Below are 11,086 nucleotides of genomic sequence, written 5' to 3' on the forward strand. Positions count from 1 at the left end.
CCTTGTGGCGCAAGGCGTCGAGGGATCGAACGAAAGAATCGGCCTTTGCGGCTTTTGGCGGATCGCTCGCAGAGGCGTTGATACCGTTTTGGTGTTCTTTTGGAAACATCGAGATCCAGACAAGGGCAGTAGGGCCCTGAGTCCACTGATGAGCCAACCTCAGCCAATCTAGCCGCGCAGGCGACCGGAGCGCAGGATGCTGATGACGAGCCACAGCCCCAACAGGCTGGCCGCGCCGAACAGGAGTTCGCTCAGCCCAAAGACCTGAAACCGCTGCGTCTGAGCCGAGATGATGGCAGCTCCGACGATCAGAGAGCCGACCACAATGCTGTAGGAAAGGCGGTTGGCCGACTGATCCAGGCTGCTGCGGATCCCGTCCAGCTCTTGGATGGTCAAGTTCCAGCGCTGGGTTTCCGAGGTGATGCGGCTGAGCAGCAGCTCCATCTGGCGCGGCGATTGCAGAGAGAGATTTTTCAAATCCAAAGCCGTGCGCAGCAGCGAAGGCAGAGGGGCCTCCCCCAGCAATTGCGCCCGAAACACATCCGCCATCAGGGGGCGAAGCTGCTCCGGCAGGTTGTAGTCGGGGGTGAGCTGGCGGGCGATCCCTTCCAAATTGGCCAGCGCCTTGGCACAGAGGCCCAAATTGCCGGGAATGCGGATCTGGTTGCGCCGGGCCGCCTGCAGGATCTCAGAAAAGAGCTGGCTGAAGTTGAGCTCCGCAATGCTCAGGGTGTAGTACTGGCGCAGCAGACGCTCGTAGTCGCTTTGGAGCTGGGCCAAGCTGACAGTCTGATCCCGCGAGCGGGCCGTGGATCTTTCCGGCAGGGCCAACTCTAGGGTCAATTCGGCACAGCGCTGGGCATCGAGGCTGACAATGGCCAGCATCAGCTCCAGCAGAATCTGCTGCGTACGCGGATCCAGCCGCCCAATCATGCCGCAATCCAGCAGGGCTACGCGACCGGATCCCAAGTAAAAGAGGTTGCCGGGGTGGGGATCGGCGTGGAAATAGCCATCAATGCAGATCTGCTGGAAAAAAGCGCGGGTCAAGAGGCGGGCGATGTTTTCCGGGTCCGCGTCGCTGCGATCCGCCTCCAACAGGGGCCGGCCCTCGATCCACTCCAGCGTCAACACCTTTGGCGTAGTGAGAGGCCAATGGATGCGCGGCACCACCAGTTGGGCCGGATCAAACCAACGCCCCCTTTGCAACTGTTGGCGGAGCTGCTCGGTGTGGCGGGCTTCCTGGGTGAAGTCCAGCTCTGCTTGAATGGCCCGGCAGAACTCATCCGCCAAGGCCACCACATCTGCCAACCTGCCGAACTCCGTTTGCGCCACCAGCTCGGCAATGCCCCGGATTAGCCGCGTATCCCGCTCCACCACCGCCTCCAGCCCGGGCCGCTGGATCTTGAGGGCCACCCACTCGCCGCTGACCAGACAAGCCCGATGGACCTGGGCAATGGATCCCGCCGCAACCGACTCTGTGTCCAGGCTGCTGAACACCTGCTCCAACGGCTGCCGCAACTGCTGCCGCAGCAGGATTTCCACCGCATTCCAGGGAACAGGAGGTACGTCGGCCTGCAGAGTGCTGAGGGCCTCGATGTACTCTCGCGGCAACAGGTCCGGACGGGTGCTCAGCAGCTGGCCCAGCTTGACATAGACCGGCCCCAGATCCACCAAAATGTTGCGCAGCACCATTGGGGGGGGCAGTTGGGGTTCCCCAGCCTTGCCAAAAGAGAGCAAGCGGCGCATGTAGTCCCAACCGTGGCGCAAAACCACCTCCAGGATCTCGGCCTGACGCGCCCCACTCTGGGCCAGACGGGCAAACATCGCAGTCTCTCTCCCTGGAAGTCCAATGGCAGAGAAGCCCGATCCCTAGAAAAAGGGGATAGGGGCCACCCTACGGGTTCCATCCCAGCCGGTTTGCAGCCCCTCCCGCAACACCCGCAGCACCTCATCGGTATCGGCATTGGGCTGGGCAAAGGAGAAAACATGCTTGAAGCGCAGTTTGCCCTCCCGATCCACAACGAACTGGGCCGGCAGAGGCGCTCCCAAAGCTTGGCCAACCCCATAGAGGCGGAAGGTTTTGCACTCGGGATCCACCAGCAGCGGGTAAGGCAGCTGCAGGTCTGCTTGAATCTGCTGGCTTTGAACCGGATCGGTGCTGGTGACCATCAGCAGCTCCGCCCCCAGAGCTTGGATCTCCCTGTAGCGGGCTTTCAGCTCTTGGATGTGGGGGTAGCAAAAAGGGCAAAACAGTCTTTCGGTGAAGATACGAGTAAAAGCCAGAACCACCGGCTTTTGGCCGCGGTAGTCCGATAGCCGCACGGGATCCCCTTGCACGCGCGGCAGCTCAAAATCGGGGGCAATCTGGCCGATTTCCAGAGAAGTGTTGGCCGGTTGGGGGATGAAGTTGTCGGCAAAGCGACGGTTAAACAGTCCGCTGTTGCTGGTCATTGCAGTTTTTTACGTTTCTTTACTACTTGCCACCAGCCTAACCCAAAGCCTCGGCCACCGCCTTCAGCCGTCGGAGCTGGGCCCGCATATCCTGCTGGGTCGGCCCTGCTGCCAACAGGTAAAACCCTGCCGCCACCCAGGGACTGGGGATGCGGAAGTTGAAGCAATTGACTAGAAGGGTACCCCCCGGCTGGGGATGGCACTCCCAGCGGTCGGTTCCTTCAAAAAACCCCTCAAACTGCCACTGCACCAAGCCTTCTGCCCGCTCTGTAATCACGCAATCCAAGCTGGGGGATACAAACGGCAAGCGAAGGAAAAAGCGGTAGCGGCTGCCCAATTCCGCCAGAGGGGATCCCACCGCCTCACAGCCCAACAGCGGGTTGAGCCAGCGCTTCATCAACTCCAGGTCGGTGAGGCAGCGATCCACCTGGGCCACGCTGGCCGCAATCGGAATTGACTGGGTGTAGACAGGCATCCTCAGGGGGAAGTTGGGGGAGCGAGCTTGGCCGCAGAGAGGTCTTCTGCCGTGGCAGAGGGGGATACGGTGCTCAGCAAAATCAAGATATCGCGATATTCCACCTGATCCGGCCCGCGACGGGGGGATCCCACTTGCACCACCGCCTGTTGGAGAGGCTTTTTGGGGTGGGGGGGAGACTCGAAAACCAAGGTGCGGATCCCATTGGCCTGCTCGATGTCCGAGAGGATGTCCCAGCCCCGGCCCCACAGGGTGCGGCGGTAGTAGGCGGCAATGGCCTCCAGAGGCTGAGAGGTCTGCAAGATCAGGGAAGCAAGGCCCCCCTCTCGATCCCGAATCTGTCCCGAAGAGATGATGGAAGCGTTGGGCAACTGCAAGTGAGGGGGAAACTGAGGGGGAAGGGCGCGGGCATCTCCTAGGGAAGCCTCAAAGTGCGTGCCATCTTTGCCGATGTGACGCCGCACGGGATCCTGATCCACTTCTTGAGCAACCGGATCAGGCATCTTGCGGCAGGCCACGAGGGATCCCGCCAACAGCCCCAGGGTTAGCCGAGTAAGAATAGGCAAAGAACTTGGCCCCACTGACGTGAACCGCTCAAGACGGGGATTTTTTCTCATCCGTTGGCCAGGGATCCCTGACTGGGTTATAGCGGATCCCGCCTTTGGATACAACCAATCTCCCTTTCTGGGCCAAGTTCCAGAGCAGCCATCATTCGTCGAGCCAGGGTTGACAACTGCACACCAGGTGGCGATCCCCGTAGGCGTTGTCGATGCGGCTGACGCTGGGCCAGAACTTGTGGGCCTTGACCCAAGGGAGCGGGTAGGCGGCCAGCGAGCGAGGATAGGGGCGATCCCAGTGGTCGGCAGCCACCACCTCGGCGGTGTGGGGGGCCAGCTTGAGGGGATTGCGCACCGGATCCATCTCGCCTCGCTCAATGGCGGCAATCTCCTGGCGGATGGCAATCATCGCCTCGCAGAAGCGATCCAGCTCCTCCAGAGATTCGCTCTCGGTGGGCTCCACCATCATTGTCCCCGACACCGGCCAGGAGATGGTGGGGGCGTGGAAGCCATAGTCCATCAGGCGCTTGGCCACATCTTCCACCTCGATGCCGGCGCTTTTTTTCAGGGGGCGCAAATCCAAAATGCACTCGTGGGCCACCCACCCCCCCGGCCCTTTGTAGAGCACCGGGTAGTAGGGATCCAGCCGCTTGGCGATGTAGTTGGCGTTGAGAATGGCCACCTGGCTGGCCAGGGTGAGGCCGGCGGATCCCATAAGGCGAATGTAGGCCCAGGAGATGGGCAAAATGCTGGCACTGCCCCACGGGGCAGCGCTGACGGGGCCGTTACAGCCGGGCAAAACAGGATGGCCAGGCAAATAGGGCACAAGGTGAGGGGCCACGGCAATGGGCCCTACCCCCGGCCCACCTCCCCCATGGGGAATGCAGAAGGTCTTGTGCAGGTTGAGGTGGCAGACATCGGCCCCCAGCTCGGCAGGACGGCAGAGGCCCACCTGAGCGTTGAGGTTGGCCCCATCCATGTACACCTGTCCCCCCGCCTCGTGGATTATCTGGCAAATCTCGCGGATCCCTTCCTCAAACACACCGTGGGTAGAAGGGTAGGTGATCATCAAGGCGGCCAGCCGCTCCCCGTGCTGCTCCACCTTGGCCCGCAGATCCTCAATGTCGATATTGCCGGCTTCATCACAAGCTACGCTCACCACCTGCATCCCCGCCATCACGGCGCTGGCCGGGTTGGTTCCGTGGGCCGAGGTGGGGATCAAGCACACCTGCCGCCGGCTTTCCCCTCTGGCTTGGTGGTAGCGGCGGATAGCCAACAGGCCGGCATATTCCCCCTGAGATCCGGCGTTGGGCTGCAGAGAAACTCCGGCAAAACCGGTGATCTCCGCCAGCATCTTTTCCAACTGGGCAAAGAGGGCTTGGTAGCCGCGGGCCTGCTCCAGGGGCACAAAAGGATGGAGCTGGGCAAACTCCGGCCAGGTGACCGGCATCATCTCCACCGTGGCGTTCAGCTTCATGGTGCAAGAGCCCAAGGGGATCATGGAATGGGTGAGAGCCAGATCCCGGCTTTGCAGGCGGTGGATATAGCGCAGCAGCTCAGTTTCCGAGTGGTAACGGTTAAAGACCGGATGGGTGAGGTAGGGGGTGGTGCGCAGGAGCTGGGGCGGCAGGCTCTGGCCCAAGTCCAGCTCTGGGCTGTCGGGATCCCAAGCTGGCGGTAAGGACTCCGTTCCGCTGCGGGGAAGGGTTCCGGCGAAGATCTCCCACAGATCCCGCAGATCCTGAGCGGTGGTAGCCTCATCCAAGCTGATCCCCAGCGTCCGGTCATCGATCTGGCGTAGGTTGATCTGTCGCTGGGCAGCGCCGGCCTGGATCGCCTGCACCTGCTCTGGAGAAGCTACCTTGACCCAGAAGGTATCGAAGAAATGCTCGGGCCCCACCTCATAACCCAACTGACGGATCCCGGTGGCCAAGTGATGGGCCTGGCGGTGGATGCGCTCGGCTATGTGTCGCAAGCCGCGGGGGCCGTGGTAGACGGCATACATAGAAGCCATCACCGCCAAAAGCACCTGGGCAGTGCAGATGTTGCTGGTGGCCTTGTCCCGCCGGATGTGCTGCTCGCGGGTCTGCAACGCCAAGCGCAGGGCCGGCTTGCCTTGAGCATCCTGAGAAATCCCCACCAGCCGTCCTGGCAGCAGCCGCTTGTGGGCCTCGCGGGTGGCGAAGTAAGCCGCATGGGGGCCACCATAGCCCAAAGGCACGCCGAAGCGCTGGGTGGATCCCACCACGATGTCCGCTCCCCACTCTCCCGGCGGTTGCAATAGGGTTAAGCTGAGCAAGTCGGCGGCCACTGCCACCACCATCCCCTTCTGGTGAGCCTGCTCCACCAACTGCCGGTAGTCCCGGATTTCCCCAAAGGTGTTGGGATATTGCAACAGCAGCCCAAAGCCCTTCTCCGGGCAAAACTCCGCCAGATCCGTCACGCGCACCTGGATCCCCAAGGGCTCTGCCCGCGTCTGTACCACGGCAATCGTCTGGGGATGGCAGCCCCGATCCACCCAGAAAACTGGGGATCCCCTGCCTGCCAAGGTGTAGGCAAGAGCCATGGCTTCGGCGGCTGCGGTGGCCTCGTCCAGCAGGGAAGCATTGGCGATCTCCATCCCCGTCAGGTCGATCACCATCGTCTGGAAGTTGAGCAGGGCTTCCAACCGTCCCTGGGCAATCTCAGCTTGGTAGGGGGTGTAGGGGGTGTACCAGGCAGGGTTTTCCAGGATGCTGCGCTGAATCACCGGCGGCGTCAGGGTGTTGGAATAGCCCATGCCCAAAAAGGATCGCCACACCTGGTTCTGGGCAGCCATTGCCTGCAGTTCCGCCAACACCTGCAGCTCAGGGCAAGGGGATCCCAATTGCAAAGGCCGGCTGCTGCGAATGGCCGGCGGCACCGCCTTCTCCACCAGCTCCTGCAGCGAACTCAGCTCCAACACTTGCAACATCTGCCCAATTTGCCGGGCATCCGGCCCAATGTGCCGTCTGAGAAAGAGTTCGGTCTGCCCCAGCAACTCCAGCTCCGGAGAAGGCGTGGGTTGTGGGATCCCTGGAGATGGATCCCGGCTGGGGGGGTCAAGTCGAGTCGAGTGGAGAAGGGCCAAGTCGGACATGGTGCGATAGCCGAGAAAGGGAGAGCAAGAAAGACTGTCTCCTGATCATAGTTGTTAAAAATTGTTTCTGTCGGGCTCCAAATCCTGTCTTGGCCTTCGATTCGGGGTAGAGGGGATGAGACACTAGATGGTCGGAGAATGTTAGCAACCTATACAGATGAGCCTTTTGGATTCTGCTTGGAGAAGTGATGCTATGCGTTGGCTGCTGTCCATCTTGGTTCGTGTGGTGTTAGTGCTCTGTCTGTGCTTTGCTCCTTTGGGGATCCCTGTTGTGGCCAGGGCCGCAGAGCTTCCCCCGGTAAAGCACTTGGACACTCCGATTGACGTGAACAACACCATCTTGCGCAACTACCGCCAACTGCCCGGCTTCTATCCCACCCTAGCTCGCATCCTGGTGAAAAATGCCCCCTACAAGAGCCTGGAAGACATGTTGCAGATCTCAGGCCTGACAGAGCAGCAAAAGGCCCTGATCAAAGCCAACGCCGAGAACTTCGTGTTTGGCGAGTATCAGGAAGGGGCTAACCAACTGGAAAACCGCATCAACCAAGGGTATTACGGCTGATCTCGGCAGAGGGGCCATCGGGAGAATCGGCTTTTGTAGGAAAGGGATCCTGTGGCCTACGATAACGTCTGCAAGTACTTGGTGGAATGGTTCCCCGAGTCCTTTGCCCGGTGGCTGCTGGGATCCCCGGTTCCCTTGATCCAGCTCCAGCCAACGGAGCTCTCCAGCGGGCCCATTCGCGCGGACTCCCTCATCCTGCTGAGGGCCCAAAACCTGATTTTGCATCTGGAGTTTCAAACCGATCCGGATCCCGACATTCCCTTGCGCATGGCCGACTACTGCCTGCGCCTGTTCCGTCGCTATCCCGACCAGGAGGTGCGGCAGATTGTCATCTACCTAAGAAAAACCCAGTCAGAACGGGTGTACCAGACTTCTTTTCAACGGGGATCCCTGTCCCATCGCTTTGAGGTCTTGCGCCTGTGGGAACAAGATCCAGAGGTGCTATCCCGATACCCAGGCCTCTTGCCCTTGGCGGTACTGGCAGAGCCGGACAATCCAGAACCCCGTCTGCGGCAGGTGGCCAGAGCCATAGCTGAGATGGAGGATCCCAAGCTGCGGCAGGAGTTGAAAGCGGCCACTGCCGTCTTAGCAGGATTAACATGGACGCCAGAGGAAATTAGCAGGGTACTGGGAGGTTTGGCTGTGCGGGAATCGACCATCTATCAGATGTGGCGGGCAGAAGCCCTCAAAGAGGGTCGAGAGGAAGGTCTGCAACAGGGTCTGCAGCAAGGTCTGCAACAGGGTCTGCAGCAAGGTCTGCAGCAAGGTCTGCAGCAAGAAGCAGCTCGACTGACTCTGAGTCAACTGCGGCGCAAGCTGGGATCTTTGCCGGAAGACCTGTCTGAAACCATCCGCCTCTTACCTACCGAGCAACTGGAGGCTTTGGCGGAAGCGCTGTTGGACTTCCAAACCCTGGCCGATTTGATCCAATGGCTCAGGGAGTCATCATCCAACTAGGGTTTGCCGTCGCGGCCTTTTCCAACCTCACAGGACTCTGTGGGTGAGTTAGGATCCCTGTTACTCAGATGGACTCGATGAAACGGCCACAGGTTTTGATCTGTGGCTACTACGGCTACGGCAATGCCGGCGATGAGGCGTTGTTGCTGGCTCTCTTACGAGAGCTAGAGCAGTTGCCCGACCCTGTGCAGCCGGTGGTGCTCTCCCGTCGCCCTGCCGAAACGGCTGCCACCTATGGGGTGCTGGCCTGCCCCCGCTTTGACGGCTGGGCTTTGCAGCGCTGTCTGGCCCAGGCCCAGGCTTTCATCTGGGGTGGGGGCGGTCTGTTGCAGGATCGCACCAGTTGGCGCAGCCCTCTCTACTACCTGGGGGTGATGGGCCTAGCCCAGCGCTGGGGACTGAAGACCCTTGCCTGGGCCCAAGGGATCGGGCCGCTGCAGCGAGGGTGGATTCGTGCACTGGCCCGTCGCTCGTTGGCAGGTTGCACGGCCATCAGTGTGCGGGATGGGGTTGCCTCCCAATGGCTGCAAGAGTGGGGGATCCCTCACCAGGTGGCTCCGGATCCCGTCTGGAGTTTGCCGTCCAAAACCTTGCCGGAATGGGAAACGTGGCCTCAGCCCCGCATTGCTGTGGTCTTGCGTCCGCATCCGCAACTGACTGGAGCCTGTCTAGAAGCTTTGAGCCAGGGTTTACAGCGTCTCCAGGCTTCCACGGGGGCATACCTTCTCTTCGTGCCCTTTCAGCTGGCTCCTCCCGGATCCCCTGACCTTGGGCCAGACTACCACTTGGCTCAGCAGCTTCAGCAGCGCCTACCCCACCGTAGCCAAGTGCTGGAAATTCGGGATCCCTGTCTATTGAAAGGAGTCTTTCGGGGTGTCAGGCTGGCGATCACCATGCGCTACCACGGATTGGTGATGGCGGCGGCAGAGGGCTGCGCCTGTTTTGGTCTCAGCTACGATCCCAAGGTGAAAACGCTGCTCCAGGAATTGGGCATGCCTGGCTGGGATCTGCAGGAGATGCCCACCGATCCTGAAGCCTTACACCAAGCTTGGCTGGCCTGCTACTCAGAGGGCCTAGCTCTCAGCCCTGCCCAAGCTGACCTGTGGGCGAGGCAATCGGCTCAGCACGCTCAGTTGTTGAGACAGCACCTGAAGTGGGGTTGATGGGGTTGCCTGGAGAAGTTGCTGCCAGGGCGAATTCCGGTAGCGGTTCTTCTGGAGAGCCGCTTTACCCCAAAAGTAGGGGGGCACGGTGTCCCCGAGCCAAAGCGCTGCGTGCATCCGCTTGAGGAGGCCCCCAATTCATTGAGGGGAGGACGTCACCTGAGAGGGTTTTGGGGGAGAAACTCCCGATCCAGGGGCAGGGGGGCGACAGGTTGGGTGAGGGTAAATTGGCCGCTTTCTATCCACTGCTTGAGGATTTCGGCAATTTGTATGGAGCGGCGCAAGCTGGCCAGGGGAGCGGTGCGAATCTTGCGGCCATTGAGGGTGATCTGGCCAGATTTGAGTTGGGCATAGCTCACTAAGCCAAAGGTGGGCCGCACCCGGCGGGGAATGGAAAAGTCAATCACGGGGGCAACCAACTCCTCATCCCGAATGGCAATGGCCTCCAAATCCGCAGGAGCAAGGATGGGGATGGGGATCCCGACCCCCAACATCAAGCTGGGACCGTAGTTGCGGAAGTAGCAGCCCCTCACCCATTCCGCCTGCATTTGCTTGGCATCCCCAATCAGGGCTAGAGTGGCCGCCGGGCCGATGGGAGTTTGGTTGGGCAATCGCTTTTGCAGCGGAAAGTGTTGGGTGCCCTCCCAGGCGACGTAGCCGATGCCGCCTCCCAAAAAGATGCGGCTGCCGATCCCCACCCGGCGCAACAGGGGATCGTTCAACAAGGGGGATAGCTCTCCCGGGTTGGAATAGACGGCATTGCCCAGATGCGGTTCCAACAGGCCCAAGTAGGTGTACAAAGGCCGATCCCCGCCGTTCACCCCGACGATGAAGTTTTGGTAGGCATTGCGGGGGTTGAACAGGTAAAACTGGTTGAGCTGATCCCGAGTCAGGGTGGTCTCGTAGTCGGCGCGGGGGTAACAATCGGTCACTTGGCCGATGGCCCGCAAATGGACGCGCTTGCCCGCCACCAGGTCGGCAATGACATGGCCGCCCCCATAGGCTTGATCCGCTTGCTCGCTGGGTTGGGCTGCCCCCAGGTAAAGATCCACCGCGCCAAATCCGGCATAGGCCGGTACCCCGTTCAGCCAAGCTTGGCGAATCTTGATGGGCGGATCCGTATGGCCCAGGTTCACAATGGCTCCTGAAGACTCCATTGGCTCAAAGGTGCCGGTGGTGATCACATCCACCTGCTCAAAGGCTTCCTGGATCCCCAAGGTGGCCAGCTTGGCTTTGGCTTCCAGGGCCGTCCACACCCGCACCTGGCCTTTGGCAATGCGTTGGTTAATCTGGTCTAGGGTTCTCTCCATGGGATGTAAAGATCGCAATGGTTGGTCGCGTTGGCGGTGTGGAGCACTAGGCAGTCTTGATCGCTTGATCGTCGAGGGATCCGCTCCCATCTTGAATTCTCTCGTGAGGCAGCTCTTGGGACTGGCTCAATGAATAGCTTAAATGGACGGGGATCTGGGCCGGTGGGGCTTAAGGGGATCCGGCAGTATGGGCCGCTTTTGCCGGCGTTGGGGTTGGTGGGCCTGCTCTACGGCGGGGGGCTGCTGCTGGCTCTGGCCCAGAGTGTGGGCCTCTACGGCCTGGGCGAGAGGGGGTTTACCCTGCAGGGGTATGGGGAGCTGCTGCGGGATGCGGAAGTCGGGGGATCCCTGTTGCTCAGCCTCAGAATCGCTCTGTTGGCAACGGGGTTGGCGCTGCTTTTGGGGCTGGGGCTGGCGCTGCTGTTGCGGGGGGTGGGGGGGTGGGCCATCTGGCTTGGCCAGTTGACGCTGCCGATTCCTCATTTGGTGGGGG

At 60.9% G+C, this 11,086-nt stretch carries 10 protein-coding genes; 4 read left to right on the plus strand and 6 right to left on the minus strand.

Features of this window, described 5'->3' with window-relative positions; genetic code table 11:
* Positions 1 to 168: 168 nt before the first annotated feature.
* From NW839_RS03730 to gcvP, 5 genes are all read right to left on the minus strand, one after another.
* Positions 169 to 1,824 (minus strand): ABC1 kinase family protein, encoded by a 1,656-nt coding sequence (locus NW839_RS03730; protein WP_414349926.1) that lies wholly within the window; start codon positions 1,822 to 1,824, stop codon positions 169 to 171.
* A 45-nt stretch (positions 1,825 to 1,869) separates the two neighbouring features.
* The gene (locus tag NW839_RS03735; protein WP_414349927.1) at positions 1,870 to 2,451 is read right to left on the minus strand and encodes a peroxiredoxin family protein; all 582 of its coding nucleotides are present in this window, start codon (positions 2,449 to 2,451) and stop codon (positions 1,870 to 1,872) included.
* A gap of 37 nt (positions 2,452 to 2,488) precedes the next feature.
* Positions 2,489 to 2,926: an SRPBCC family protein gene (locus NW839_RS03740; RefSeq protein ID WP_414349928.1), complete on the minus strand. Its 438-nt coding sequence runs from the start codon at positions 2,924 to 2,926 to the stop codon at positions 2,489 to 2,491.
* A 2-nt stretch (positions 2,927 to 2,928) separates the two neighbouring features.
* Positions 2,929 to 3,492 carry a hypothetical protein gene (locus tag NW839_RS03745; protein ID WP_187147251.1) on the minus strand — a complete coding sequence of 188 codons (564 nt, stop codon included), beginning with the start codon at positions 3,490 to 3,492 and terminating at the stop codon, positions 2,929 to 2,931.
* Between the two features lie 142 nt (positions 3,493 to 3,634).
* Entirely contained in the window at positions 3,635 to 6,601 is a 2,967-nt protein-coding gene (gene gcvP, locus NW839_RS03750; protein ID WP_414349929.1) for an aminomethyl-transferring glycine dehydrogenase, read from the minus strand.
* 193 nt (positions 6,602 to 6,794) lie between these two features.
* Between gcvP and psbU the strand changes: the two genes are divergently transcribed.
* The 3 genes from psbU (at position 6,795) to csaB (ending at position 9,283) form a co-directional block, all read left to right on the plus strand.
* Positions 6,795 to 7,163 carry a photosystem II complex extrinsic protein PsbU gene (psbU, locus tag NW839_RS03755; RefSeq protein ID WP_041436072.1) on the plus strand — a complete coding sequence of 123 codons (369 nt, stop codon included), beginning with the start codon at positions 6,795 to 6,797 and terminating at the stop codon, positions 7,161 to 7,163.
* Between the two features lie 51 nt (positions 7,164 to 7,214).
* Positions 7,215 to 8,120 carry an Rpn family recombination-promoting nuclease/putative transposase gene (locus NW839_RS03760; RefSeq protein ID WP_414349930.1) on the plus strand — a complete coding sequence of 302 codons (906 nt, stop codon included), beginning with the start codon at positions 7,215 to 7,217 and terminating at the stop codon, positions 8,118 to 8,120.
* A 77-nt stretch (positions 8,121 to 8,197) separates the two neighbouring features.
* Positions 8,198 to 9,283, plus strand: a complete 1,086-nt coding sequence (gene csaB, locus NW839_RS03765) for a polysaccharide pyruvyl transferase CsaB (RefSeq protein WP_414349931.1) — start codon at positions 8,198 to 8,200, stop codon at positions 9,281 to 9,283.
* 155 nt (positions 9,284 to 9,438) lie between these two features.
* Here csaB and NW839_RS03770 read toward each other — a convergent pair whose 3' ends face one another.
* Positions 9,439 to 10,593 (minus strand): homocysteine biosynthesis protein, encoded by a 1,155-nt coding sequence (locus NW839_RS03770; protein WP_414329883.1) that lies wholly within the window; start codon positions 10,591 to 10,593, stop codon positions 9,439 to 9,441.
* 129 nt (positions 10,594 to 10,722) lie between these two features.
* On the opposite strand from NW839_RS03770, the gene NW839_RS03775 reads away from it, so the two are divergent.
* On the plus strand, positions 10,723 to 11,086 hold a 364-nt coding region (locus NW839_RS03775; RefSeq protein WP_414380482.1), incomplete at its 3' end, for a hypothetical protein.

The organism is Synechococcus sp. R5-15, from assembly GCF_047462035.1.
GTDB lineage: Bacteria > Cyanobacteriota > Cyanobacteriia > Thermostichales > Thermostichaceae > Thermostichus.